General features: G+C 74.9%; 22 protein-coding genes. 13 read left to right on the top strand and 9 right to left on the bottom strand.

Features of this window, described 5'->3' with window-relative positions:
* Nucleotides 1-66 precede the first annotated feature (66 nt).
* Nucleotides 67-945, bottom strand: a complete 879-nt coding sequence (locus GKC29_RS16495) for an alpha/beta fold hydrolase (protein ID WP_196255632.1) — start codon at nt 943-945, stop codon at nt 67-69.
* A gap of 153 nt (nt 946-1,098) precedes the next feature.
* Here GKC29_RS16495 and GKC29_RS16490 point away from each other — a divergent pair, with 153 nt between their 5' ends.
* Both GKC29_RS16490 and GKC29_RS16485 read left to right on the top strand, forming a co-directional pair.
* On the top strand, nt 1,099-4,437 hold the full coding sequence (locus GKC29_RS16490) for a BTAD domain-containing putative transcriptional regulator (protein ID WP_155331677.1): 3,339 nt from the start codon (nt 1,099-1,101) through the stop codon (nt 4,435-4,437).
* Nucleotides 4,438-4,599: 162 nt separating this feature from the next.
* Nucleotides 4,600-5,322: a DUF2306 domain-containing protein gene (locus tag GKC29_RS16485; protein ID WP_230688651.1), complete on the top strand. Its 723-nt coding sequence runs from the start codon at nt 4,600-4,602 to the stop codon at nt 5,320-5,322.
* Between the two features lie 3 nt (nt 5,323-5,325).
* On the opposite strand, the gene GKC29_RS16480 is transcribed toward GKC29_RS16485, so the two are convergent.
* The 3 genes from GKC29_RS16480 to GKC29_RS16470 all read right to left on the bottom strand — a co-directional run bounded on the left by GKC29_RS16480 (nt 5,326) and on the right by GKC29_RS16470 (nt 8,639).
* On the bottom strand, nt 5,326-5,823 hold the full coding sequence (locus GKC29_RS16480) for a pyridoxamine 5'-phosphate oxidase family protein (protein ID WP_155331676.1): 498 nt from the start codon (nt 5,821-5,823) through the stop codon (nt 5,326-5,328).
* A gap of 150 nt (nt 5,824-5,973) precedes the next feature.
* Nucleotides 5,974-6,387 carry a hypothetical protein gene (locus tag GKC29_RS16475; RefSeq protein ID WP_155331675.1) on the bottom strand — a complete coding sequence of 138 codons (414 nt, stop codon included), beginning with the start codon at nt 6,385-6,387 and terminating at the stop codon, nt 5,974-5,976.
* A 74-nt stretch (nt 6,388-6,461) separates the two neighbouring features.
* Nucleotides 6,462-8,639: a peptidase S8 gene (locus GKC29_RS16470; RefSeq protein ID WP_155331674.1), complete on the bottom strand. Its 2,178-nt coding sequence runs from the start codon at nt 8,637-8,639 to the stop codon at nt 6,462-6,464.
* Nucleotides 8,640-9,005: 366 nt separating this feature from the next.
* Between GKC29_RS16470 and GKC29_RS16465 the strand changes: the two genes are divergently transcribed.
* The 3 genes from GKC29_RS16465 (at nt 9,006) to GKC29_RS16455 (ending at nt 11,370) form a co-directional block, all read left to right on the top strand.
* Nucleotides 9,006-10,487, top strand: coding sequence for a S1 family peptidase (locus tag GKC29_RS16465; protein WP_230688650.1), 1,482 nt, complete (start codon nt 9,006-9,008; stop codon nt 10,485-10,487).
* Between the two features lie 196 nt (nt 10,488-10,683).
* Nucleotides 10,684-11,082, top strand: coding sequence for a DUF2267 domain-containing protein (locus tag GKC29_RS16460; protein ID WP_155331673.1), 399 nt, complete (start codon nt 10,684-10,686; stop codon nt 11,080-11,082).
* A 12-nt stretch (nt 11,083-11,094) separates the two neighbouring features.
* Nucleotides 11,095-11,370, top strand: coding sequence for a hypothetical protein (locus GKC29_RS16455; RefSeq protein ID WP_155331672.1), 276 nt, complete (start codon nt 11,095-11,097; stop codon nt 11,368-11,370).
* A 124-nt stretch (nt 11,371-11,494) separates the two neighbouring features.
* On the opposite strand, the gene GKC29_RS16450 is transcribed toward GKC29_RS16455, so the two are convergent.
* Nucleotides 11,495-12,568: an SRPBCC domain-containing protein gene (locus GKC29_RS16450; protein ID WP_196255631.1), complete on the bottom strand. Its 1,074-nt coding sequence runs from the start codon at nt 12,566-12,568 to the stop codon at nt 11,495-11,497.
* A gap of 154 nt (nt 12,569-12,722) precedes the next feature.
* Here GKC29_RS16450 and GKC29_RS16445 point away from each other — a divergent pair, with 154 nt between their 5' ends.
* The 5 genes from GKC29_RS16445 (at nt 12,723) to GKC29_RS16425 (ending at nt 17,885) form a co-directional block, all read left to right on the top strand.
* Complete coding sequence (locus GKC29_RS16445) at nt 12,723-13,967, top strand: hypothetical protein (protein WP_155331670.1); 1,245 nt, start codon at nt 12,723-12,725, stop codon at nt 13,965-13,967.
* 214 nt (nt 13,968-14,181) lie between these two features.
* Nucleotides 14,182-14,580: a hypothetical protein gene (locus tag GKC29_RS16440; RefSeq protein WP_155331669.1), complete on the top strand. Its 399-nt coding sequence runs from the start codon at nt 14,182-14,184 to the stop codon at nt 14,578-14,580.
* Nucleotides 14,581-14,723: 143 nt separating this feature from the next.
* On the top strand, nt 14,724-16,316 hold the full coding sequence (locus GKC29_RS16435; protein ID WP_155331668.1) for a beta-1,3-glucanase family protein: 1,593 nt from the start codon (nt 14,724-14,726) through the stop codon (nt 16,314-16,316).
* 272 nt (nt 16,317-16,588) lie between these two features.
* Complete coding sequence (locus tag GKC29_RS16430; protein ID WP_155331667.1) at nt 16,589-16,975, top strand: DUF2267 domain-containing protein; 387 nt, start codon at nt 16,589-16,591, stop codon at nt 16,973-16,975.
* Nucleotides 16,976-17,036: 61 nt separating this feature from the next.
* Nucleotides 17,037-17,885: an endonuclease/exonuclease/phosphatase family protein gene (locus GKC29_RS16425; protein ID WP_230688649.1), complete on the top strand. Its 849-nt coding sequence runs from the start codon at nt 17,037-17,039 to the stop codon at nt 17,883-17,885.
* A 4-nt stretch (nt 17,886-17,889) separates the two neighbouring features.
* Here GKC29_RS16425 and GKC29_RS30575 read toward each other — a convergent pair whose 3' ends face one another.
* Together GKC29_RS30575 and GKC29_RS16415 are read right to left on the bottom strand one after the other, a co-directional pair.
* Nucleotides 17,890-18,861: a peptidoglycan DD-metalloendopeptidase family protein gene (locus tag GKC29_RS30575; protein ID WP_370463256.1), complete on the bottom strand. Its 972-nt coding sequence runs from the start codon at nt 18,859-18,861 to the stop codon at nt 17,890-17,892.
* A 160-nt stretch (nt 18,862-19,021) separates the two neighbouring features.
* Nucleotides 19,022-20,548 (bottom strand): glycerol-3-phosphate dehydrogenase/oxidase, encoded by a 1,527-nt coding sequence (locus GKC29_RS16415; protein ID WP_155331666.1) that lies wholly within the window; start codon nt 20,546-20,548, stop codon nt 19,022-19,024.
* Nucleotides 20,549-20,595: 47 nt separating this feature from the next.
* On the opposite strand from GKC29_RS16415, the gene GKC29_RS16410 reads away from it, so the two are divergent.
* Both GKC29_RS16410 and GKC29_RS16405 read left to right on the top strand, forming a co-directional pair.
* On the top strand, nt 20,596-22,161 hold the full coding sequence (locus tag GKC29_RS16410) for an FAD-binding oxidoreductase (RefSeq protein WP_155331665.1): 1,566 nt from the start codon (nt 20,596-20,598) through the stop codon (nt 22,159-22,161).
* A gap of 1 nt (nt 22,162) precedes the next feature.
* On the top strand, nt 22,163-23,023 hold the full coding sequence (locus GKC29_RS16405) for a diacylglycerol kinase family protein (protein WP_155331664.1): 861 nt from the start codon (nt 22,163-22,165) through the stop codon (nt 23,021-23,023).
* Nucleotides 23,024-23,089: 66 nt separating this feature from the next.
* On the opposite strand, the gene GKC29_RS16400 is transcribed toward GKC29_RS16405, so the two are convergent.
* A complete protein-coding gene (locus GKC29_RS16400; protein WP_155331663.1) occupies nt 23,090-24,016 on the bottom strand; it encodes an SMP-30/gluconolactonase/LRE family protein in 927 nt (308 codons plus the stop codon).
* Nucleotides 24,017-24,127: 111 nt separating this feature from the next.
* Here GKC29_RS16400 and GKC29_RS16395 point away from each other — a divergent pair, with 111 nt between their 5' ends.
* Nucleotides 24,128-24,622, top strand: coding sequence for an Lrp/AsnC family transcriptional regulator (locus GKC29_RS16395; RefSeq protein ID WP_155331662.1), 495 nt, complete (start codon nt 24,128-24,130; stop codon nt 24,620-24,622).
* Between the two features lie 50 nt (nt 24,623-24,672).
* Here GKC29_RS16395 and GKC29_RS16390 read toward each other — a convergent pair whose 3' ends face one another.
* Nucleotides 24,673-25,266, bottom strand: a complete 594-nt coding sequence (locus GKC29_RS16390) for a TetR/AcrR family transcriptional regulator (protein WP_155331661.1) — start codon at nt 25,264-25,266, stop codon at nt 24,673-24,675.
* Nucleotides 25,267-25,341: the final 75 nt, after the last annotated feature.

Genomic DNA, 25,341 nt, shown 5'->3' with positions numbered 1-25,341 from the left:
CGTTCGGGGGCGGATCGGTGGTGGACCAGCCCAGGCCGGCGGGTTCGCCGCGTGGCGCGCCCGGCCCTACCGGTCCAGCAGCGCCCGCAGGGCCTTGACGACCTCGGCGGGCGCCTCCTCCGCCATGAAGTGGCCGCAGGTGACGGTGGTGTGCCGCAGGTCGGGCGCCCACGCTCGCCAGCGGGCGGCGGCGTCGAAGCCGAGGGCGGCTCCCCAGTCCTGCTGCAGGACGGTCACCGGCATCCGCAGGCGGGTGCCGGCGGCGCGGTCGGCGGCGTCGTGCTCGACGTCGACGCCGGCGGACGCCCGGTAGTCGGCGACGATGGACGGCACCGCCGCCCGGGAGGCCGCCAGGTACGCGTCCCGCACGTCCGCCGGGATGGCGTCCGGGTCACGCGTCCACACGTCCAGGAAGTGACCGAAGAAGGCGTCGGGGCTGGCCCCGATCAGCTGCTCGGGCAGGCCGGGAGGTTGCGCCATCAGGTAGAGGTGGAAGCCGATCGCGGCGGAGGTGCCGCGCATCACCTCCCACATGTCCAGCGTCGGCAGGACGTCCAGCGCGGCGAGGTGGGTGACCACGTCGGGGTGGTCCAGACCGGCGCGGACGGCGACCAGGGCTCCCCGGTCGTGGCCGGCCAGGGCGAAGCGGTCGTGGCCCAGCGCGCGGGCGAGGGCGACCACGTCCGCGGCCATCGTGCGCTTCGAGTAGACCGACCGGTCGGTCGCCGCGGGCTTGTCGCTCTCGCCGTACCCCCGCAGGTCGGGGCAGATCACGGTGTGGTCGGCGGCGAGGTCGGCGGCCACGTGCCGCCACATGAGGTGGGTCTGCGGAAAGCCGTGCAGCAGGACGACGGGGCTGCCGGAGCCGCCGACCGCCGCGTGGAGCGTCATGCCGTCGCCGACCGTGACGCGCTGGTGGTCGAAACCTTCGATCCTCGGCTTCACCGGGGACACCTCTCTGCTCGGGATCGTGTCGGAGGCCGGCGCGGTGCCGGCCGGGATCGACACTGCCCCCGGGGGATGAGCAGCCGATGAGCGTCGGATGAGTGCCGTGACCAGCGCCGGGCGCACCGATCGGCGGCGCATAGGGTGGGTGCCATGACCGGGCTGGCAGGGGCACCGGCGGTGACGTTCCGGGTGCTGGGGCCGCTGGAGGTGGCCGACCGGCGGGGACCCGTACCCCTCAAGGGCCCGCGGCAGCGGGCGGTGCTGGCCCGCCTGCTGGTGGCCCGGGGCCGGGTCGTGCCGGTCGACCGGCTCGTCGGCGACCTGTGGGAGACGCCCGGGGACGGCGCCGTCGCCGCGATCCGCACCTTCGTCGCGGACCTGCGCCGGGCACTCGAGCCCGGGCGCCCGGCACGGCAGCCGGCGCGGCTGCTGGTGACCACGCCGCCCGGGTACCTGCTCCGCGTGCCGGCCGACGCCGTGGACGCGTGGCGGTTCGAGGCGGCCGTCACCGGGTCGGGCCGGTCGCTGGCCGAGGGGGACGCGGCGTCGGCGGCGGACCACCTGGCCGAGGCCCTGGCCTGGTGGCGGGGGCCGGCGTACGCGGAGTTCGCCGACACACCCTGGGCGCGCGGCGAGATCAACCGGCTGGACGAGCTGCGAATGCTGGCGACGGAACGGCGCGGCGAGGCCCTGTTGGCGCTGGGGCGGTCCGCCGAGGCGGCCGTCGAGTTGGAGCAGCACGTCAGCGCCCGCCCGTTACGCGAGGACGCGTGGCGGTTGTGGGCCACCGCGCTGTACCGGTCGGGTCGGCAGGCGGACGCGCTGGCGGCGCTGCGCCGCGCCCGCGAGACCCTGGCGGCGGAGCTGGGCCTGGATCCGAGCCGCCGGCTGCGCCGGTTGGAGACCGACATCCTGACCCAGGCGCCCGGCCTGGACCTCCCCGCGCCGGCAGCCGGGACCGGTCGGGTCACCACGACCGTGCCCGCCACCGGCACCCCGGCGGGCGCGCCGGCCGGCGCCGGCCGGCCGGGCGGGCTGGTGGGCCGGGACGCGGAGCAGGCCCGGCTCCGCCAGGCGGCCGAGGACGTCGTCCGCGGGCGCCGGCCGGCGATCGCCCTGCTCTCCGGCGGCCCCGGGGCGGGCAAGACGGCCCTGGCCGAAGCGCTCACCGCGCGGCTGGGACCCGCCGGCTGGGCCACCGCCTGGGGCCGGAACCCGGAGTACGAGGGCGCGCCGGCGGCCTGGCCGTGGACCCAGGTCGCCGAGGCGCTGGCGCCCGAGGTGCCCGACGGGCCCACCGTCGTGTCGCACGCCGACGATCCGGCGCTGGCCCGGTTCCGGCGACACCGCGCCGCCGTGGCGCTCGTGACGGCGGCGGCCGCGCGGAGACCGGTCCTCCTGGTCCTCGACGACCTGCACCGGGCCGACGAGGACACCCTCGACCTGCTGGCCGCGCTGCTGACCGAGCCGGAGCCGGTCACCGGTCCGGTGCTCGTTGTCGGGGTCTTCCGCGCCACCGGGATCGGGCCGGGGCTGACCGCCACGCTGGCCCGGCTCGCCCGGATCGAACCCGTCCGGGTGTACCTCGACGGCCTCGACGAGCCGGCCACCGGGGACCTCGCCCGGGCGGTGACCGGGGCCGACGTCGACCCGTCCACCGTGCGGCTGCTGCACCGGCGCACCGGCGGCAACCCGTTCTACGTCCGGGAACTGGCGCGGCTGCTCGCCGCCGAAGGAACGGCGGCGCTGGACATCGTCCCGGCCGGTGTCCGCGACGTCGTCCGGCACCGGCTGGCCCAGCTGCCCGAGGCGGCGCGGACGGTGCTGAGGCAGGCCTCCGTCCTCGGCCGGGACCTGGATCCGGAGATCCTCACCGCGCTGGCCGGGGACGAGACGGTGGTCCTGGACGCGGTCGACGCCGCCGTCCGCGCCGACCTGCTGACCGAGCGGGGCACCGAGGGACGGTTGCGGTTCACCCACGTCCTGGTGCGGGACACCCTGTACGGCGACGTGTCCGCGCCGCGGCGTGCCCGTTGGCACACCGCCGCCGGTGAGGCCGTCGAACGCCTGCACCCGGGCGACGTCACCACGCTCGCCCACCACTTCGCCCGGGCCGGCACCCGCGCCACCGCCGCACGCGCCGCCCGGTACGCCGCCGCCGCGGCGGAACGCGCCGAACGGCTGTCGCGCCCGCACCAGGCGACCCGCTGGTGGCAGGAGGCGCTCGCCGCCCAGCAGCGGATCGGCGGCGACGACCCGGGCGCCCGGCTGGCGTCGTTGACGGGACTGGGCCGCACGCTCGCCGTGACCGGACATCTGGCCGAGGCGCGCCGGCACCGCGCCGCCGCCCTCACCGACGCCGAGCGGACCGGCGACCCGGAGCTGACCGCCCGGGTGCTCACCGCCTTCGACGTGCCGGCGATCTGGACCCGCAACGACGACGAGGACCTGTCCCGGCGCGTCGTCGAGGCCATCGGGCCGGCCCTGGCCGCCCTGCCCGCCGACCGGCCCGAACAGCGCAGCCGCCTCCTGAGCACGCTCGCCCTGGAGGTACGGGGCACCACCGGTGACCGGGGACGCCGCGCCGCCGACGAGGCCGAGGCCGTCGCCCGACGCCTGGGGAACCCGTCGGTGCTGGCGTACGCCCTCAACGCCCGCTTCATGCACACGTTCGCCCGGACCGGCCTGGCCCCGCAGCGGGCCGCCGTCGGGGCGGAACTGGTCGACCTGTCGCGCCGCCACGAGCTGGTGACGTTCGAGGTCCTGGGTCATCTCGTCCTGCTCCAGGCGCGGTGCGCGCTGGCCGACCTCGACGCCGCCGACGCCCACGCCGACGCCGCCGACCGGCTCGCTGACCGCTACGACCTGCCGCTGGTCGGCGTGTTCACCCGCTGGTACGCCGCGCTGCGGCTCGCCGTCACCGGGGACGTGACGGCGGCGGAGACCGCGTACCGGGCCGCCGAGTCGGGCCTGCGGTCCGCCGGCATGTCCGGTATGGACGACGGCCTGCTGCCCCTGGCGCTGCTGTCGCTGCGCCTGGCCGGCCCGGTCACCGCCGAGGTGGACCCGCTGCGGGTGCACGCGGACGAGTGGCGGGGGTACGCGTGGGGGCCGCACGAACCGTGGGTCCGCCCGCTGACGCTGCTCGCCGCCGAGCGTCCCGCCGACGCCGCCGACGCGCTGCGCGCGCTGCCGGAGTCGCCGCACGACCTGCTCCGCGAGGCGCGGCTCTGCCTCGCCGCCCGGGCCGCGCTCATCCTGGACGACCGCGCCGCGATGCGACGGACGTACGCCGACCTGCTCCCCGCCGCCGACGAACTGGCCGGCGCCGGCTGCGGCCTGCTCACCCTCGGCCCGGTCGCCGACCATCTCGCGGCCCTGGCCGCCGCGCTGGGGCGGCCCGACGAGGCCGCCGACCACCGCCGGTCCGCCGCCGCGGTGACGGCCCGGGTGGCCGGTGCCGCTCCCCGCGCGGCGACGGCCGGCTGAGCCGGTTCCGGATCACGCCGAGACGCGGCACCGGACCGTTCTCCGAACCGAGCACTGTGGAAGAAGCACGACCGGTGACCGGAAACCTACGGTGGGGACGGCACGTGAGGTCGAGGCAGGCCCGGCGGCGGGTGCCGGTCCGGGACCGGGGAGGAGCCCACGGTGACCCGGTACGTCGAAGAGGTCAATGGCCCGGCGAGGCGGGCGGACCAGCCACCACGCACGCCGGGCCGGACCGGTACCCGGCCGCCCGCCCCCCGCTGGTGGCGACGGCCGTGGGTGGTGCCGCTGGTGGTGCTCAACGCCGCCTTCCTCCTGTTCGTCCTGCCGCCGTACCTGGGCCTCGACCCGAGCCGGTCCCGGGTCGTGCTGAACGAGGACTTCCCGGCCCACTACGCGGTCGTGGTGGCGCACATCTTCTTCGGCACGATCGCACTGGTGACGGTGTGCCTGCAGGTGTGGCCCTGGCTGCGGCAGCGGTACCCGGCCGTGCACCGGACCAGCGGGCGGCTCTACGTGATCGCCGGTGCGGTCCCCTCCGCCCTGCTCGGGCTCGCCCTCATGCCGTTCGCCGCGGTACCGGTCGGGCTGCTCGGCAGTGCGCTGGCGGCCGTGGGGTGGATCGTCACGAGCCTGGTCGGCCTGCACATGGCCCGCCGGCGACGCTTCACGGAACACCGCCGCTGGATGGCGTACAGCATCGCCTTCGCCCTGCAGACGCTGTGGGGACGGATCTTCGTCCTGACGTCCGCGCTGACCGGGGTCACCGTGAACCCGATCGTCCTGGGCGAGGCGGCCGGTTGGCTCAGCTGGCTGGTGAACCTGGCCGTCGCGCACTGGTGGGTGCGTCGCACCGCCCGGCCGCCCCGCCCCGCGTTCAGTTGAGACTCAGGCGAACCGCCAGCGGGTCACGTTGAAGCCGGCCTCCTTGTCCATGCCGATCACCTTCGCCGGAGTCACCTCGTAGACGACGTACGGCGCCGGGCCGATGCCGTCGCCGTCCAGTCCACCGTCGACGACGGTCACCGGCCAGCCGTGCTTCGTCCCGTAGCCGTCGGCCACCCGTTCCAGGGTCTCCTTGTCGGTGACCCGGGACGCGGTGCCCTCGATCGAGAGATCGAGGTCGGGACCGGCGGCGGTGAGGACGCACTGCGGGTTGGCGGCCAGGTTCCGGACCTTCTGGGCGGACTCGCTGGAGCAGAAGTACATGGCGCCGTCCAGCCACATCCCGAGCAGCGGCACGGCGTGCGGCCGGCCGTCCGGCCGGACGGTGGACAGGTAGAACTCGCCCGCCTCCGCCAACCGTTCGTGCGCCCGGGACCAGGGCGTCGGCGTGGAGCCCTCGCTGGCGAAGGACGGTTCCGCGACCGGCTCACGGTCGACCATGGGTTCCCCTTTCGTTGACGATGACAGGTGATGGGATCAGCACGCAGAGTAACCCGGCCGTTCGGCCGCCGCATGACGACGGGCCGCCGGCGCGGGCGCGCCCCGGCGGACCGCGCGGGGCACGCCGGGGCGTCGGTGGAGGGTCCGAGGTCAGCAGGCGATCACCACGTCCGGGGACGCCAGGTAACCCATCATGTTCGGGTCCCACATGACGGACCGGTAGGTGTGCGGGCCGGTTCCCCGGCAGTCGACGTCGAGCCGCGCCGTCGTGTGCGGCTCCATCCACCGCTCCAGCACCGTCCGCCACCCGCCGGGCTCGTAGCGCAGCAGCCAGAAGACCGCGTACGAGCTGCACGTGTTGTGGGCGGTGCTGCGCACGAACCCGCCGAGCGGTGTCTTCGCCGGGGTGCTCGGCGCGGCCGCGCAGGTGGCCGCCCCGGGTGCCTCGGCTGCCGTGGTCGCCGCGTCCACCGCCGGCCCCGCGTACGCCGCGGCGGGCGCGCCACCGAGGGCGAGCGCGGCGGTCAGCGACGCCACCGTCACCACTCTCCGGATGTCCGTCATGACCCTGCTCCTTCGTCCAGCCGGTGCACTCCCCGCGGGCCGGCACGGGTGTCCGCGCGCCCGCCCGCGGGGCGTCACCGGACCAACGGGTACGCGTCGACGATGGTCTGCGTCAGGCGGTTGCCGTGGGAGTCGACGAGCGTCGCGCGCAGCGACACGCTCGCGGCGTTCGACGGGGTGCGGAAGACCGCCCGGTACGCCCGGTCGCCCGCCGGGACCACCAGCGCCGACCGCCAGGTGCGTCCCTGGTCCCCGGAGACCTGGACGGTCAGCCGCCGCACGGTGCCCACCCGCGCCTCGGGCTGGGCGATCAACGTGACCGGCAGGACGGTCACCGGCGTCGCCCGGGACCGATTGCGATCGTCGACCGTCGGCGCGTACCGGACCACCCAGATGGGCAGCCACTCGGTGCCCGCACCGGATCCCTCCGACCGGAAGGTCCAGGTCGCGTCGATCCTGGTGGACAGCCCGGAGATGGACGGCCGGGTGGTCCGCTTCTCCACCCGGAAGGCCGCCGGCCCCGGCGCCACGGTCGCCGTCACGTCGACCGCGGCCGACTCGCCGACGAGCCGGTCGCCGCGGTAGAGGCGGGTGGACGCCGAGTCGGTGAGCGAACCGCCACGGTGGCCGTCCTGGTCGGAGAAGATCGGGACGCCGAACCACATCCGGTCGCCCTGCCGGCCCGCGTGGCCGGCGAAGTCGAGGAGCGGCCCGAAGGCGGCCGCGTTCCAGCGGTCGGAGTACACCCGGCCGGCCTGGTAGGTCTGGTAGCCCTGGCCGAGCGCGGTCACCTCCGCCGGCAGCCCGTTCCCGTCGGGGCGGTTCTCCCCGAACGCGGCACTCCACTCCACCGGGCTCGCGTCGAGGCGGTGTGTCACCCGGGCCGGCAGGTCGTACGGCAGCAGCGAGCCGACCGTGCCGGTGACGCCCGGGGCGATCGAGAACAACGACTTGGTCGCCTGCCGCCCCGGCACCTGCTGGTTGAGCCGGGAGTTCACGGTCGCCAGGCCCGCGTCCGACACCGTCCGTTGGAAACCGGTGAAGAAGCTGCCCCGCCGGGTGTTCAGCAGGCCGTAGGTGAACGGGCTGTTCCGGAAGTCGCCGCGGGCGCCGGGGACCGCCCAGGTCGAGGAGAGGTAGGAGGTCAGTTCCTCGGGGGCGACCTCGGGGCCGAGGTGCCCGGCGTGCAGCCCGGCGAAGTCGTCGGCGATCAGCGAGAGCCGGAACCCGGCGCCGTCGGCCGCCGGACGGTCGAATCCGAGTTCGACCAGCACCGGGCGGGCCTCGGCCCGTGGCACGGTGGTGGTCACCGGCGCCGCCCGGCGGGCGTCGACGGTGACGGTGGCGTCCCGGTCCAGGGTGAGCCGGGGCTGCACCAGGCGGTACCAGGGGGCGTCCGGCCGTCCGAAGTCGACCACGTCGCCCACGAGGACGTAGTCGCCCTTCGGCAGCCGTGCCGTGGCGGTGTCCCCGGTCCCGTGCAGGACGGCCCGGATCTCCCCGGCCCGGTCGAACACGGTGGTCTCGGCCCGGGTCGTCGGCCGCCCGGCGGCGTCGAGGTGCGCGACGGTGAGCTGATGGGTCTCCGTGTCCTGCGCCGGGGAGGCGGGCCTCCGGCCGGTGACGCCGGCGGGCGACGTGGCCGGGTCCGCCTGGGGTGCGTCCAGCGAGATGCGCCGGGCGGCGCCCGAGGTGATCGCGTGCCACGCCCGGCCCGCGTCGGACTTCGCCAGCACGGCGGCGGTGGCGCCGGACGCGTCCGGACGGCGGACCGCCCGCACGCCGGGCAGGTCGGCGCCGTCGCCGGCCACGACCAGCGGCAGGTCGGCGCGGCGGGCGTCGTGGTAGCCCGCCCGGACCAGGCCCGTCACGTCGAACAGCCGGCGGTCCAGCAGCCCGCCGGTCACCAGCGGGCGGGCGTCCTCCGGTACGACGTACCGGTGCTCGCCGGTGCCGTAGCTGCTGAAGCGGATGCCGTCCCGCCCGGGCGCCCGGGTGACGGTGACCCGCGTTCCGTCGGCGGAGGTGCGGACCCGGTCGCCGGTGATCAGGGTGACCTCGTGCGTCGGTTGTACGTGGCCGGGCGCGGTGGCCGGCGCCGCCGGGCCGGGCGGCGGAGCGGCGGGGCGCGCGCCGGCCGGTGCCGGCTGCCCGCCGAGCAGCAGGGCGACGGCCGACCCGACGGCGACCAGCCGCCCCGCCAGCGTGATCCCCGTTCGCCGGGCCGGGGCCGGTTGCGGTGTGCCACGCACGTGTCTGCCCTCCGATGTGGGTCGCACGGTCCTTCGGATCTGGCGGTGTCCGGTGGTCCGCCCCGGACACTGAGGATCCTGGTCGCTCCGCGCGGGGGGCCGCATCTCCCGACGTGCGCTCTCCGACCGGCGGTATGAGCCAATCGATATTGATTAAATTCTATTGAAGTTCGTTACGTTGACGCTGCCTGCCGGACCGGCCGGTGCCGGGGCCGTGGGGAGCGGCCCCGGACCGGCTCAACCCCGAAAGGCACCGGGGCCCGCCGCCGCGCCCCTGACCCCGAGGGCGCGACCGGCGAGGCACGGCCACACCGTCCCGCCCGCGGCGTCACCCCCACGCCGCGGCCGCTCCCGAGGAGGCCATGAATGAGACGAAGCCTCGCCGCCGTGGCAGCAGCCGTCCTGCTGCCCGTCGGCGCCATCGCCGTCGCGGTGCCGTCCGCCGCCACGGCGTCGCCCGCCACCACCACGAGCACCGCCGCACCGGCCGAGGCGGCGTCGTCGGAGATGCTCGCCGCGATGCAGCGCGACCTCGGCCTGACCGCCGACGCGGCCCGCACCCGCATCGCCCGCGACGAGAAGGGCAGCCGCACGGACGCCAGCCTGCGCCGGTCGCTCGGTTCCGCGTACGCCGGCGGCTGGCTGACCCCCGACGGCCTCGTCGTCGCCGTCACCGGTGCGGCGGCGGCCGACCGGGTGAAGGCCGCCGGAGCGCGGGCGACGATCGTCGGCCGCAGCGGCGCCCAACTCGACCGGGTCAAGTCGACGCTGGACCGCCACGCCGCGAAGGCGCCCGCCGAGTCGGTCCCCGGCTGGTACGTCGACGTCACCACCAACACCGTCGTGGTGCTCGCCCGCGGCGACACCCGGGCCGCCACGGCGTTCGTGCGGGCGAGCCGGGTCGACGCCGCAGCGATCCGCGTCGTCCGCACCACCGAGGTCCCGCGGACGTTCTACGACGTCCGCGGCGGCGACGCGTACTACATGGGCGGCGGACGCTGCTCGGTCGGCTTCTCGGTGACCGGCGGGTTCGTCACCGCCGGGCACTGCGGCACCACCGGCACCGCCACCCAGGGCTACAACCAGGTGTCCCAGGGCACCTTCCGCGGGTCGTCGTTCCCCGGCAACGACTACGCGTGGGTGCAGACCAACTCGAACTGGACCCCGCAGCCCTGGGTGAACAACTACTCCGGCGGCAACGTCACGGTGGCCGGCTCCACCGAGGCCGCGGTCGGCGCGGCGATCTGCCGCTCCGGTTCGACCACCGGCTGGCGCTGCGGCTCGGTCCAGGCCAAGAACCAGACCGTCAACTACCCGCAGGGTACGGTCACCGGCCTGACCCGCACCAACGCCTGCGCCGAGCCGGGCGACTCCGGCGGGTCGTGGCTGTCCGGGCAGCAGGCGCAGGGCGTCACCTCCGGCGGCTCCGGCAACTGCAGCTCCGGCGGGACCACCTACTTCCAGCCGCTCAACGAGATCCTTTCGGTGTACGGCCTGACGCTGCGCACCAGCGGTGGCGGCGAGCCGCCGCCGACCGGCTGCACCGGCTACGAGGCCACCTACACCGGCAGCATCTCCTCGGGGCAGAGCCGCTACCAGCCGAACGGCAGCTACTACTACTCGTCCGTCTCCGGCACCCACCGCGGTTGCCTCGACGGGCCGACCGGGGTCGACTTCGACCTCTACCTGCAGAAGTGGAACGGGTCGACGTGGGTCGACGTGGCCGGCTCGTACAGCCCCGGACCGGACGAGACGATCAGCTACAACGGCACCGCGGGCTACTACCGCTTCGAGGTGCACGCGTACAGCGGTTCCGGCAGCTACACGCTGGGCATCACCAACCCCTGACCGGCACTCCGCCGCCGGCCCGTCCGGACGGCCACGCCGGTGACGGCGGGGCGTGGATCCTCCGATCCGCGCCCCGCCGCTCTCTGCCGGTCGGCGGTTGCCGCTCGCCGAGCGCTCGCCGTCCGGTTCGGGGCGGCCCGTTTGCCGACGTCGCCGCCGGGAACTCAGCGGGCCCGTCCGAGAGGAAGGCCGCACGGTGAACGACAACGAGTTCCTCGCCCTGGTGGCGACCCGGTCCGGGATGTCGTCGGAGCAGGCCACCGCCGTCACACGGGCCACCCTGACCACGCTGGCCGAACGGATCGACGGCGGCGAGGCACGTGACCTGGCCAGCCAGCTCCCCGCCGGGCTGCGGGCGTACGCCTTCGGCGGCAGCGAGACCGGCGAGCGGTTCGGGCTCGACGTGTTCGTCGAACGGGTCAGTGGCCGCGCCGACGTCGACGTCGACCGCGCCCGGGACGGGGTGACGGCCGTCTTCGACGTCCTCCGGGACGCCCTCGGTCCCACCGGGTACGAGCAGGTGGTCACCCAGTTGCCCGCGGAGTACGGCGACGTCGCCGACCAGACCGCGCCGTACGCCCGGCGGCAGGCCTGACCGGGGGCCGGGATGACGACCGATCGGGAGGACATCGACCCGGTGCCCACGGCCACGGCGGCGGACGCCCAGGAGCAACGGCAGGACGAGACGGAGGTGGGCCCCGCCGACGCGGTGACGGACGCCGTGCCGGAGGCGTCCGAGGCGGACCTGGCCGAGCAGGGCGCGCTGCCGCCGCCCAGCGCCGGGGCCGGCCTGGCCGACGCCGCCGGAGGCGATGTCACCCCGGCGGACGCCCAGGAACAGAACCTGGAGATCCCGACGCCCGACGAGGACCGCCGGGACTGACCGCCCGGGTACGGCGCCGTTCACCGCCGTGCGCCGCTCCTTCTCGGTGCGCGCGCCGCCCGCGCCGGTCGCCGTTCCCGGCCGCACCGGCACGCCGTGGTGCCGGCACGCCGCGCCCGGACATTCAGACTCCGGTGCAGGCGGCCTCACCCACCCGGCACGCCTCCGGCCCGGCCGGTTGGGTGCCGCGGACGTCGAAGGTGAAGGTCACGGACCCTCCCGCCGGTACCGGAGGACCCGAGAAGGTGGCCTCCGCCCCCTCCTGCCGCCAGGTGGCACCGTCGGCGTCGACGACGGCGGCGTCGCGGGCCAGGGTCACCACCACGGTCCAGGCGGCGGAAGTGGCGCCGGGGTTGGTCACCTCCACCTCGCCCGTCCATCCGAGGATCCGCTTCGAGCTTGTCTCGTAGCGGGCGGTCAGCCGGACCGCCGGGGACGCGCTGACCGACGGGCTCGGTGTCGCGCTCTTCGTGGGTGTGGCCCGGGGCCGGGCGGCCCGACTGGTCGCGCCGGTGGTGGGGCGCGACGGCGCGGACACCGCCGACGGCCGTGCGTCCGACGGCCCGGCGCTGAGTGTGGGTGCGGGATCGGCGAGGGCGCCGGCCGGTCGCGGGTCGGCCGGTGCGAGCGCCCACAGCGCCACCCCGGCAACGAGCGTGCCGGCGGCCGCGACGGCGATCGTCGCCCACCGGCGGCGTGACCGCGCGGCCACCGCCGGGCCGGCCGGGGCTCCGCCCGGAACCTGCGGGCCGCCGACCGCGTCGCCGGCCCGCAGGTCCACCTCCCGGAAGGCCAGCCAGTCGAGGATGGCGGGCAGGCGGACGCCCAGGGCCTGCTGGTAGCACCGCTCGCGGTCGGTGCGCAGGGTGGTCGACCAGGCGCCGTACTCGAGGACCTCGCGCACCGTCAACCGGCAGCCGGCGCTGGTCGGGGTGACGGTGCAGGTGACCTCGCTCCGCCGACCGGCCTCGTGCCACCGCATCGCCAGGCGCCGCGGCGGCTGGCGGTCCAGCACGGTCACGTCGACGGCGGCCTCGAAGCCCGGCAGGTTGCCGGTGCTGAGCCGGGGGCCCGCCAGCGCTCCGGACGGGACCTCGACGTCGGCGAACCAGCGGCCGACCACCTCCGCGTCGGCCAGTGCCTGCCAGACCCGCGTGGGCGGGTGGAACAGCTCGCCGTCGACCTCGATCTCGATCACCGTCGGAATGTACGCCCCGGCGGCGGCCGGCGGTTCCGAGGGCGGACCGCGGGCGGCGTCGTTCCGCCCGTCCACCCGGGACCTGGCATCCGGACCTTTCGGAATTAACGCCGTGTGACGTGTCCTTCCTGGAGCGTGACGGGTTGTATCACGTGTGACGACATCAACGGTCATCGAAGACCGGCGACCGGCGGAGGCCGCCCGATGGCGGACCACCTGGGCGCGCCTGGAGGACGACCGGCGGCGGCAGGCGTACGACGAAGCGACCTCGGCCTGGCAACGACATCACGACCACCTGGTACGGCTGCGGGCCGAGGCGGCCGACTTCCACGGCTGCCGACCCCCGGCCGCCGGCCTGCCGGTGGAGTTCGAGGACGGCGAGGTCGTCCACCGGGTCGTGCCGGCGGCGCAGCTGGTCGAGGTCTCGGCACGGCACTCCCCCGGCCTCCCGGTCCCCGGGCTGACGACCGGCGTCCGCCCCGGGGCGTTCGGGCGGAGGACCCCACGTGGCCTGCGGGTCCTCGACGCCGGCGCGGTCGTGGTGACCGATCGACGGGTGACGTTCTCGGGCCGGCACGGCGACCGCGAGTGGCGGTTCACGGCCGTCTCCGGGCTCGCGCACCACCCTGACGCCCCGCTGTCCCTGCTGCACACGGTCGACGGCCGTCGCCTCGCCGGTCTCCTGGCTCCGCAGGTGTCGGTGCTGAACGCCCGCTTCTATCTCACCCTCGCGTTCGCCGGCGCCACCGGGCGGCGCAGCGCGGTCGCCGCCGAGATCGACGACCTCCTCGCCGCCCACGAGGCGGCCCGGCCGACGGCACCACCGCCCGCGCGACCGGCGGACGCGCCGCTGACCGCCCTGCGGCCGGACCGCCGGGCGGGCACCGTGCTCGCCATGGCGGTGACCGTCGTCGCGTTGGGCGCCGGCGCCTTCGGCTCCGCGCCGACCGGCGAGCCGTACCGTGCGGAGGCCGGCGCCGCCGGACCGCCCGCCGCCGAACCGTCCCTCGGTGAGCCGCCCGCCGCCGCCGAACCGTCCCGCCCCGCCGATCCGGTGACCCCGACGACCGGCCCGTCGCCGAGCACCGCTCCCGCCGCGACGCCGGTCGTCCACTCCGGACGGGGATCCGCGCCCGCCGCGTCGGGGACGCCGAGGGCTCCGCAGACCGCCGCACATCCGACGACCGGGAGCCACGGGCCGGGGCCGGCTCCCACCGTCCGCCCGACCACCGGTCCGGCTCCCACCGCCCCGGCACCGACCACGGCACCCCCGCCGGGTACGGCACCGTCGCCGACCACCGCTCCACAGCCGGACGCTCCCCAGTTGATCACCGTGTGCCTGGGCCCGATCGCACTTCCGTTGGTGGACCCGCTCCTCTGCCCGCAGGCGCCGGCCTGACCGACCGGCGTTCCTCTTCCTTCGCAGCGGCGGGCACCGGAACCCACTACGCCGGGCCCGCGGAGTCGGATCAGCGACAGTTCGCCGTCCGCACCGTCCGGAGCCCCGGTCAGATGACCGCTGAGCTGGTCTTTCGCACCATCCGCGTGGCTATAGTCGAGGTGTCGCCCAGCGTCGGTCGGCGGACAGGTTCGACGCCCGGTGGAGGTGCGGCGTGGAAGCGTTCTTCGGCAGATACGGCAAGGCAATCGCCGCGATCGCGTTCGCGGCCCTCACCGCCCTGTACGCGACATCCTCCGGCGACGGCGTCGTCGACCCGGACGAGTGGATCGCGATCGCGATCGCCGCCGCCAGCGCGGTCGGCGTGTACGTCGTACCGCTGGCGCCGCAGTACCGGTGGACGAAGACGGCCGTCGCCGCACTGCTGGCCGGCCTTCAGGTTCTCGCCACGGTGATCCTGGGCGGCGTGGACGCCAACGAGTGGCTGCTGATCGCCATCGCGATCGGGCAGGCGTTGGGCGTCGCCGCCGCACCGGCGACGTCGGACAACGGCGTCACCAGCCGCGTTCGGCCGGCTCCGCCCGCGGCACCCGGCCCGGTGACGGGCACCTGACCCGCGGCCCCGTTCGGGACGGGGAGTCCACCGGGAACGACCTCGGCGCGATACATCATTGTCAATCTATTGACACATGTTGTTAACGGCTGGACGCTGGGAGAGCGCTCTCTCAGCCCGTTCCGCCACCCCGAGGAGTTGCCGTGGGCATCCGAAGAAGACTCCTGGCCGCACTCTCCGCTCTGGTCGCCGCCGTTCCGGTGACCGCCGCCGCGTCCCCCGCCCTGGCGGTCGGCCCCGCGCTGCTGCCGGTCACCGTCACCAACAGCACCGGCCGCGGCGAGGCCGTCCACCTCTACGTGATCGGCACCCAGCTCGCCACCGGACGCCTGGGCTACGTCAACCAGGCCGGCACCTTCGTCCCCTGGTCCGGCGGGCAGGTTCCGCCGGCGCCGGCGCCGGACGCCTCGATCCCGGGACCCGGCACCGGGGGCACCACCACCATCCGCTTTCCGCGCGGCTTCTCCGGCCGCGTCTACTTCTCCTTCGGCGAGAAGCTCAGGTTCTTCCTGACCCCCGACGGTCTCGTGCAGCCCGCGCCGTGGGCGCCCGGGGACGCCAACCGCGACATTCTCTTCGACTGGAGCGAGTTCACCTACAACGACGCCGGGCTGTGGCTCAACAGCTCGCAGGTGGACATGTTCGCCGTGCCCCACGCGGTCACCGTCACCGGTGCCGACGGCGTCACCAGGCGCACCGGCGACGTGGTGGCCAACGGCCGCACCGCCATCATCGACGGCATCCGGTCGCAGCCGGGCTGGGCGAACACCATCCACACCCGCTCCGACGGAGCGGTGCTGCGCGTGCTGGCTCCCGGTAAGGCGGCCGGAGCCGGCCTGTTCAGCACCACCTACCTGGACCCGTACATCGCGTCGGCCTGGAACGCGTACACCACCAGGACGCTGACCGTCGTGCCGTTCGCGAACCAGCCGCACATCCGCTACTTCGGGCGGACCTCCGGCACCGTCATGACCTTCACCAACGGCTCCGGCCAGCTGGTCGCCGCCTTCAACCGGCCCTCGTCGGCCAGCGTGTGGGGCTGCGACGGCGACCTGCCCGCGCCGAACGACCAGGTGGTCGGCCCCATCTCCCGTACGCTGTGCGCCGCGCTGAACCGGGGCACCCTCGGCACCATCGACACGCAGCCCAGCACCAACCCGGCCGAGTTCTACCGCAACAACCCGACCAACCACTACGCCCGCGTCATCCACGCCAACATGGTCGACGGCAAGGCGTACGCCTTCGCCTTCGACGACGTGGGCGCGTTCGAGTCGCTGGTCCACGACAGCGACCCCCGCTCCGCCGGCCTGATCCTCAGCCCGTTCGGCGCGGGCGGGCCGGGCGGCCCCGGCAGCGGGGTCCCGCTGGTGAGCAACTGGAACGACAAGTGCATCGACGTGCCCAGCTCCAACTTCAGCGACCGGGTGCCGCTGCAGACATGGGGCTGCAACGGCACCGACGCGCAGAAGTGGACGTTCACCGGCAGCGCCGTGCAGAGCCGGAACAACAAATGCCTGGACGTCGACGGCGGCGCGACCGGCAACGGCGCGGTCATCCAGCTCTACACCTGCAACGGCACCGGCGCGCAGCAGTTCACGCTGACCGCCGGCGGCGACCTGGTCAACCTGCGCGCCAACCGGTGCGTCGACATCAAGGACTGGAACGGCGCCGACGGCGCCCGACTCCAGCTCTGGGACTGCGCCGGCACCGCCAACCAGAAGTGGCGCAAGGGTTGAGCCCGCACGGGCAGGCAGAACGAGTGGGAGCTCTCCCAGGGACACCACCGGGTCGCGGCGCCAACCAGGTGCGGCGCGTGCCGGCTGACGCCCGCGCCCGCCCCCGTCCGCGGCACGACGGGGGCCGGCCACGGACGCCGCAACTATCCGGCCCCGATGGGCTTTCCCGCTCCGGTACCGGGTAATCGGTGCCACCCCGCCGCCGCGGTCAGGACGCCGCCGCCGGGGCGGGCGCAGGGATCCCACCCCGGGACCGCGGGAAGGAGCGGGTCATGGAGTACGAGCAGTTGATCGCCACCGTACGACGTCGCGCCGGGCTGAGCGACGAGGAGGCCGAGCGGTCCGTGCGGGCCGTCCTGTCGACGCTCGGCGAGCGGCTCGCCGGCCGCGAGGCCGACCACCTCGCGGCCCAGCTACCCGACCGACTCGACCAGTTCGTCACCCGCAACCCGCAGGGACGACGGTGGGACGTCGGCGAGTTCCTGCGGATCGTCGGCCGACGGGAGCAGTGCGCGGACGCCGACCTGGTACGCCAGCACGCCCAGGCCGTCCTGGTCACCGTCGCCGAGGCGCTCGACGACGACGAACGCGCCAGCCTGCTCGCCCAGCTTCCCGGCGGCATCATCGACCTCTTCGGTGTCCCCGCGCCGCGCGGCTGACCATCACCGGCGCAGCGGCACGTGCCGATACACTTGCCCCAGCCGGATTCGGGGCGGGTGCATGGCTGGTCGTTCGTACCGCATTCTCCGGCGATTCATGGCCGGCGTGTGCCTGGTCTCGGTGGCGGCGCTGCCCGCCGGATCGTCGGTCGCCGGCCCGGCCGGCGCCACCTCGGTGCGGGTGCTCCAGATGAACCTGTGCAACAGCGGCATGGCCGGCTGCTACACGGGCCGGTCGGTGGCCGAGGCCAGCCGCGTGATCCGGGTCGAGAAGCCCGGTCTGGTCGCTCTCAACGAGGTCTGTGCGGACGACGTGGCCGCGCTCGAGCGGACGATGGCGGGCGTCCACGCCGGCGGTACCGTCGTCGCGGCCTTCCGGGCCGCCCGCAACCGCCGGACCGGTGGCCCGTACCGGTGCCTGAACGGCGAGGAGTACGGCGTCGGGCTGCTGGCGCACATCCCGGCGCCGTACCGTGGCCACACCGTGCACAGCGGGATCTACCCCATGCAGGACGCGGCGGACCCCGAGGAGCGGGCCTGGCTCTGCGTCGACGCCACCAGCGCCCTCTCCGCCTGCACCACCCACCTGGCGTACACCAGCCCGGTCCTGGCGCTCGCCCAGTGCGCCTACCTGCTCGGCACGGCCATCCCGCTCGTGCGCCTCCGCGACCCCCGCCAGCCCGCCGTCGTGTCCGGCGACCTCAACCTGCGGCACGGCGGCTCGCCCGACGTACGGTCCTGCGTCCCGTCGGACTACCTGCACAGCCACGACGGCGCGGTGCAGCAGCTCATGGCGACCGGCGGTCTGGCCGTCCACTCCAGTCGGTCGGTCGGCATGGGCGGGACCACCGACCATCCGAGCTTCCTGGTCACCCTCACGGTCGGTCGTGGGCGGAGCCGGGCCCACTGACAGGTCAGCCCAGCGGTGGCTGCGGGGTGACACCGCGCGTCGCGTAGTAGCAACCGGTCGTGGGCAGGCTGGTCGCGGCCGGCGGGGTGACGCCGTCGTAGATCGCGAGAAGGAAGGCCTGCGGGCACCGCCGGGTGCTGCCGGTGCGGATGCCGAAGTGCAGGTGCGGTCCGGTGGAGTTGCCCGTGTTGCCGGTCAGGCCGATCTGCTGTCCGGGTGAGACGGACGCGCCGCTGCCGACCGACCAGGACGAGAAGTGGCAGTAGGTGTAGACCGCCCCGTCGACGCCGGTGAGGTTGACGCCCCGGCCGCAGGAGCTGTCGTCGATGATGGTCACGGTTCCGGCCCGTACGGCGTAGGCGGGTGTCCCGGTGCCGACCGGCAGGTCGATCGCCGGGTAGTCGTGGTGCGGGTCGTCGTACTCGCTGCGCGGCAGCGCGCTCTTCGGCACGGGCAGGGAGAACGCGGGGCCGCCGGTGGTGGAGGTGACGCGGACGGCGTCCGCGACGACGTAGCCGGTGCCGCCGGTCCAGCGGCTGACCCCGACCACGTCGCGGTCGCCGGCGGCCAGGGTGAAGGTGCCGAGGGCGACCCAGCGTCCACCGCTGGCCCGCTGGTCGACGGTCACGCTCTGGTTGCCGCTGCTCGTCGCCACGACGAACGGGGTGGCGTTGTTGTATCCGGGGTCCGCCGGGTACCACACCTCGACCAGGTGCGGGCCGGTCGCGGCGACGGCCGCACGGAACCAGGCGACATCGCTCGCTCCGGTGTACGGGGTGGCGAACCGATAGTCCGCCCCGTACCTCTGGCTCGACCAGGAGGACGTACCCCAGTTGGCGCTGGCGGTGAAGCGGCCGGCGGTCGCGTTGTCCACGGTGACCGTCGCGGCGGACGCGGACCCGGCCGGGGCGAGCAGGACGAGCGAGACCGCGGCGAGCGCCGTGACCAGGGAACGCAGGGTTGCGGTGAGTCTCATGACGGTCCTCCGCGAGGTCGAGGACGCAGGGGGTACGGCGGGCGCCGGACCGCTCTGGCGACCATCAGGTGCAGGCACGATACATCTCGACACACGTCGATGTCGATAGTTGCCCGCACGCCTCAGTCTCGCGAAGGTTTTCGCCGCGCCCGGTGCCGGGTCAGCGCTCGGCGGCGAGGGCGAGGACGTCCCGCGCCACGGGCAGCGCGGCCTCCCGGTGCGCCGGGACGAGTCCGATCCGGGTACGCCGGTCGAGCAGGTCGTCGACGGTGAGGGCGAGCTCGTGCCGGGCCGCCCAGAGCAGTTCGGCGCCGGTGACCGGGATGTCGGGGCCGATCGGCCGGCGGAGGTGGGCCGGCGCCTCGGCCAGCACGTCGACCGCTTCGGTGCCGTACCGCTGGACGAGCCGGCGCGGCGCGGGCACCCGGGCCAACTGAGCCCTGCTGGCGGCACCGGGCAGCGGGAGGCGGCGGGTCCGGCAGGGGCCGGCGGTCAGGCCCCGGCGGCGCACGGCGGTGTCGACCGCGTCCTGCGCCATCCGGCGGTAGGTGGTGAGCTTCCCGCCGACGACGCTGATGATCCCGTCCGGGTCGTCGATGACGGCGTGCCGCCGGGACAGGTCGGCGGTCCGGGCGTCGGCGTCGGCGAGCAGCGGCCGCAGCCCGGCGTACGCGCCGAGGACGTCGTCGGGACGCAGGGGCTGGTCGAGCACGCTGTTGAGCACGTCGAGCAGGAAGGCGATGTCGGCGTCGGTGGGTTGCGGCACGTCGGGAACGGGCCCGTCCACCGGTTCGTCCGTCAGCCCGGCGTAGACCAGGCCGTCGGTCTGGGGCAGGGCGAAGACGTAGCGGGTGAACTCGCCGGGCACCGGGATGGTCAGCCCGGCCCAGAGCCCGCCCAGCCGGGCGGCGGACAGGACGATGTGGGTGCCCCGGGAGGGGCGCAGGCGGACGTGCGGGGTCAGGTCGCTCGCCCACACACCGGTGGCGTTGACCACGGCGCGCGCGGCCACCTGCAGGCGGGTACCGGTGCGGGTGTCCTCGACGGTGGCGCCGTCGCGGTGCAGCTCGACGGCCCGGCAGCGGGACAGCACCCGGGCGGATCGCGCGGCGGCCGCGCGGGCCAGGCCGACCACGAGCCGGGCGTCGTCGCAGAGCTGACCGTCCCAGGACAGGTGCGCCCCGCGGAGCCCGGCCGGACGCAGCGCGGGCGCCATCGCGGTCGCCTCGGCCGGACCGAGCCGGCGGGCCCGGGGCAGGGTCCGGCGGGAGGTGCCGGCACAGGCGCGCAGCAGGTCGCCGGCACGCAGGCCGGCCGCCGCCGCGCGATCCTGCCACCCGGTGGTGTACCGGGTGGCCGGCAGCAGCATCGGCAGCGGCCGGGTCAGGTGCGGGGCGGTACGGGTCAGCAGGACGTGCCGCTCGGTGGCGCTCTCGTACGCGACGCCGACCTGGCCGTGGGCGAGGTAGCGCAGGCCGCCGTGGACGAGCTTGGAGCTCCAGCGGGACGTGCCGTGGGCCAGGTCCTCGGCGTCGACGGCCACCACGGACAGGCCGCGGCTCGCCGCGTCGAGCGCCACCCCGGCGCCGGTGACGCCGAGCCCGACGACGAGGACGTCGACCGGGGTGCCGCCGGCCAGCTCCGCCAGCTCCCGCTCACGGCGTACGCCGGTCAGCGATGCCTCCACGAACCCCTCCTTGCGATGGAGTGACGTCTAATGTCACTCTGTCACACATGGATGTGCGAGGGGAAGCGTGGTCCGCCGGCTGGGCCCGGTGGGGCACGGCGACGAACGCGAAGGTGCTGCCGGACTCCGCCGCGAAGCTGCTGGCGCAGGTGCTCGACCTGACGCCTCCGCCGCCGCCGGTGCCGCTGGCGGAGGCGGCGGTGCCGGAGTGCGAACTGGACGCCGCGGTCCTCGACGCCCTGCGGCAGGTGGTCGGCGACGGGCACGTCCTCACCGCCGCCGAGGCGCGGGCACGGCACGCGTCCGGCATGTCGACGCCCGACCTGCTGCGGGACCGGCGCGGACAGGTGCGAACCGCCCCGCAGGCCGTGGTCCGGCCGGCCGACCACGCCGAGGTGGTGTCCGTCCTCGACGTCTGCTCCCGGAACCAGGTGGCGGTGGTGCCCTTCGGCGGCGGCACCTCGGTCGTGGGCGGGTTGACGCCCACCGCGCCCCGGCACGTGACCGTCGACCTGGGCCGGCTGGACGCGCTGGTCGCCGTCGACCCGGTGTCGCGGACGGCGGTCCTGCAGGCCGGGGTGCGCGCCCCGCGCGCCGCGGACCTCCTCGCCGAGCACGGCTTCACCCTCGGCCACGTCCCGCAGTCCTACGAGTACGCCACCATCGGCGGCTTCGCCGCCACCCGGTCGTCCGGGCAGGCGTCGGCCGGCTACGGCCGCTTCGACGACATGGTGGCGGCGCTGACCGTCGCCACCCCCCGCGGCACCGTCCGGGTGGGCCGCGCGCCCGCCTCGGCCGCCGGTCCCGACCTGCGGCAGCTCTTCCTGGGCAGCGAGGGGACGCTCGGCATCATCACCGACGTGACGCTGCGGGTGCGCCCCCTGCCGGCGCGGTCGCACTACGAGGGCTGGCGGTTCGAGTCGTTCGCCGCCGGCCTGCACGCCGTACGGCGGCTGGCGCAGGACGGGCCGCGGCCCACGGTGCTGCGGCTGTCCGACGAGGTCGAGACGATGATCGGGGCCACCGGCTCCGGCCGCTCGGAGGGGGGCTGCCTGCTGGTCGCCGGGTACGAGGGCGGGGACGTCCAGCCCACCGTCGAGGCGGCCGCCGGTGTCCTGGCCGCACACGGGGGCACGCCGCTGGGCCCGGAGGCGGGGCGGCAGTGGGAACGGCACCGCTTCGACGCCCCGTACCTGCGGGACGCACTGCTGGACGCGGGGGCGTTCGCGGAGACCCTGGAGACCGCCGCGTACTGGTCGGCGGTGCCGGCGGTGCACGACCGGGTCCGGCAGGCCATCCTCGACGCGCTGCCGGACGGGGCCCTGGTGCTGGCCCACGTCTCCCATGTCTACGAGACCGGCGCGTCGCTCTACTTCACCGTGATCTGCTCCCCCGGCCCCGACCCGATCGGCCGCTGGCACACCGCGAAGGCGGCGGCCAGCGACGCGATCGCCGCCGCCGGCGCCACGATCACCCACCACCACGGCGTCGGCGCGGACCACCGACCCTGGTACGCCGCCGAGATCGGCGACGTCGCGGTGGACCTGCTCCGGGCGGTCAAGGGGCACCTGGACCCGGCCGGCATCCTCAACCCCGGCATCCTGGTGCCGTGAGGTGCGCGCCTTCGCCGTGATCCTCGGGCCGGCCGCACGCCGAGGACTGTCCCGCCTGATGCCGGTGGCCCAGCGGCTCCGCGCCGCCGGCGCCCGGATCCGGGTCGAGTACACGCAGACCGCCACGGAGGCCCGGCGACACGCCGCCACGGCGGTGCAGGGTGGTGAGGTCGTCGTCGCCGCCGGGGGCGACGGCACGATCCGCCTGCTCGCCGGCGCGGTCGCCGACGCCGGCGGCCTGCTCGGCGTCGTCCCGGCCGGGCGCGGCAACGACCTCGCCCGCCAGCTGGCGTTGCCGCACTCCCCCGACGCGGTCGCCGACCTGCTGCTGCACGGCCCGACCCGGCACCTCGACGTGCTCCGCGTCGCCGGGCAGACGATCGTCGGCAGCGTCTACGCCGGCCTCGACGCGGCGGCCAACGAACTGGCCAACCGGTCCCGACTACCCGCCTCGCTGGTGTACCCCACCACCGGGCTGCGCGCGCTGCTGCGCTGGCCGCGCACCCGGTACACGATCACCGTCGACGGCCGCACCGAGGAGGTGTACGCGTACACGGTGGTCGCCGCCAACTGCGGCTACTACGGCGGCGGACTGCACGTCGCCCCCGCGGCGCGGCCCGACGACGGAGCGCTGGACGTGGTCGTGATCGGACACGCCACCAAGCTGCTGTTCCCGGTGGCGCTCCGGCGGATGCGCACCGGCCGGCACGTCGGGCTCCCGCAGGTCACCACCTACCGCGGCAGGTCGGTCACGGTCCACGCCGACCGCCCGGTGGCCGTGTACGGCGACGGCGACCCCGTCGGCCGGGTGGACCGGTTGCACGTCGAGGTCCGTCCGCGGGCCCTTCGGATCATCGCCTAGCTGCCCGTGCACGCCGGCGCGAGCCGCACCGCGTCGTACGTTCGGCGGCCGCGACGTCGTTCACGGTCACCCGATTCCACTGTGCTGGGGATAGCGGGCACCGTTGACGGTGACCCGCAGCGTGTACACGCTGGTCCCCGCGGTGACGAACAGGTGGTTGCGCTTGGGTCCGCCGAACGTGAGGTTGGCGACGGATTCCGGCAGCAGCAGCTTGCCGATGAGGGTGCCATCGGGGTCGAAGCAGTGCACGCCGTCCCAGGCGGCAGCCCAGACCCGTCCGGCGTCGTCCAACCGGAGCCCGTCGAAGCGTCCGTTGTCGCACTCGGCGAAGACCTTCCCACCGGACAGGGTGCCGTCGGCGGTGACGTCGAAGACGCGGATGTGGCTGGGTTCCTGCCGGGTGTCCGCGATGAAGAGTCGCTGCTCGTCGGGAGAGAAGGCCAGGCCGTTCGGTCGGCAGAGGTCGTCGGCGACCACCCGCAGCTCGCCGGTTGCCGGGTCGAGGCGGAACACGTGGCAGGCGCCGCCGAACTCGCTGTCGCCCTGGTTGCCCTCGTAGTCGCTGAAGATGCCGTAGGTCGGGTCGGTGAACCAGACCGTGCCGTCCGCGCGGACGACCACGTCGTTGGGGCTGTTGAGCCGCTTGCCCTGGTACCGGTCAGCCAGCACGGTGATCGTGCCGTCGTGCTCGGTGCGGGTGACCCGTCGGTTGCCCTGCTCGCAGGTGATCAGCCGGCCTTGCCGGTCGACGGTGTTGCCGTTGGCGTAACCGGAGCAGTGGCGGAAGACGCCGACGGCGCCGGTGGTCTCGTCCCAGCGCAGCAGCCGGTCGTTGGGGATGTCGCTCCACACCAGGTAGCGCCCGGCCGGGCAGTACGCCGGGCCCTCGGTCTTGCGCGAGCCGGTGTGGAGGCGTTCGACGACGAAGTCGCCGTTGACGTACTGGAAGCGTTCGTCGAGCACCTGGAACTGGGCGGGAATGGTCTCGGCCACCTGAGGCTCCTCACCTGAGCGGAGTACTGTTCGGCAGAACGCTAACATCGCCGAACCTGATATGGTCAACACGCGAGTTGGCCGGTTCACGTTCTAAGGAAGTGGGGCGCAGTGGACGAGGTAGACCGGGCACTGCTCGCGGAGTTGCAGGCCGACGCCACGCAGGCGTACGCGGCCCTCGGCAAGGTGGTCGGGCTGTCGGCGGGGTCAACCCACGAGCGGGTACGCAAGCTGCGCGAACGTGGGGTCATCCGACGTACCACTGTCGACGTCGATCCAGCCGCCGTCGGCCGTGGCGTGCTGGCGTTCGTCATGCTCCAGGCCAACGCCTGGATGGGCGACCCACCGACCCGGGACGCTCTCGCGGCCATCCCCCAGATCCAGGAGGCCCACATCATCGCCGGGTCCGCGTCGCTGTTGGTGAAGATCCGCACCTCGACCCCGGAGGAGCTCCAGGCGGTACTGCGCCGCCTCTTCGACGTCGAGGGTGTCACCGGCACCCAGACCATCGTCGCGCTCGAGACGTTCTTCGAACGACCAATGAACGTCACCGATCTGGACGCCGGCCCGACCGCCGGTCAGCCATCGCGGCCCGCGAACACGTAGGATCCGCGACGCGGCCGCGCACCCACCACGGACCCCGGCGCCAGTCCTAGCTAGTCCGGTCGCAGGTAGCCGTCGACCAGCCGGGCCAGTTCCTGGTCGAACTCGGTGGCCGGCACGGTGTCGGCGACCGTGCGGACGGAGAGCACGAAGGACTGCGTCGTCAGGAAGACCGCACGGGCCATGACACCGGCGTCGCCGGACCGGATCGAGCCGTCCGTGCGACCGTCGGCCAGGGCCGCCGCCAGGAACCGCAGCATCTCGTCCTGGCCGTTGCCGCGCCGGTCGAGAAGGTACGGGAGCAGCACCTCGGGATCGACGTCCCGGATCTTGCAGAGCAGCGGGTGCTCCCGCAGCAGTCGCGCACCCGCCACCACCCGTGCCACCACGCGCGCCCGGGCCGGCCCCTCACCCTCGTCGGCCGCGGTGGCCATCAGCACCTGGTGCCACTCGCGGCTCATCAGGTCGCCGATGAGCGACTGCACGTCCGGCCAGCGCCGGTAGACGGTCATCCGCGAGACCCCGGCACGTCGCGCCACGTCCGTCAACGTCGTGCGACGGACGCCGTAGGCGAGGACGCAGTCCCGGGCGGCGTCCAGGACCCCGTCGTCGATGCCGCGCTCCCCGGACTGGCTCACCTCCACCACGCGGAATGTCTACCACGCGCCCACCCGCGCCGGGCACCGGCGGGGCGCGGCTCCCCGGGACGCGCCGCGCCCTGC

It is taken from the genome of Micromonospora sp. WMMC415, assembly GCF_009707425.1.
In the GTDB taxonomy this organism is placed as follows: Bacteria; Actinomycetota; Actinomycetes; order Mycobacteriales; family Micromonosporaceae; genus Micromonospora.
Note: the sequence above shows the minus strand (reverse complement) of the source record. Positions and strands in the feature narration are given on the sequence as shown.

Bases quoted from the DNA above. Each gene is read 5' to 3' on its own strand.
- GKC29_RS16480 (WP_155331676.1), bottom strand. From the start codon at position 5,823: ATGGTCGACCGTGAGCCGGTCGCGGAACCGTCCTTCGCCAGCGAGGGC.
- GKC29_RS16475 (WP_155331675.1), bottom strand. From the start codon at position 6,387: ATGACGGACATCCGGAGAGTGGTGACGGTGGCGTCGCTGACCGCCGCG.
- GKC29_RS30575 (WP_370463256.1), bottom strand. From the start codon at position 18,861: ATGAGACTCACCGCAACCCTGCGTTCCCTGGTCACGGCGCTCGCCGCG.
- GKC29_RS16410 (WP_155331665.1), top strand. From the start codon at position 20,596: ATGGATGTGCGAGGGGAAGCGTGGTCCGCCGGCTGGGCCCGGTGGGGC.
- GKC29_RS16425 (WP_230688649.1), top strand. From the start codon at position 17,037: ATGGCTGGTCGTTCGTACCGCATTCTCCGGCGATTCATGGCCGGCGTG.
- GKC29_RS16465 (WP_230688650.1), top strand. From the start codon at position 9,006: ATGAGACGAAGCCTCGCCGCCGTGGCAGCAGCCGTCCTGCTGCCCGTC.
- GKC29_RS16455 (WP_155331672.1), top strand. From the start codon at position 11,095: ATGACGACCGATCGGGAGGACATCGACCCGGTGCCCACGGCCACGGCG.
- GKC29_RS16490 (WP_155331677.1), top strand. From the start codon at position 1,099: ATGACCGGGCTGGCAGGGGCACCGGCGGTGACGTTCCGGGTGCTGGGG.
- GKC29_RS16430 (WP_155331667.1), top strand. From the start codon at position 16,589: ATGGAGTACGAGCAGTTGATCGCCACCGTACGACGTCGCGCCGGGCTG.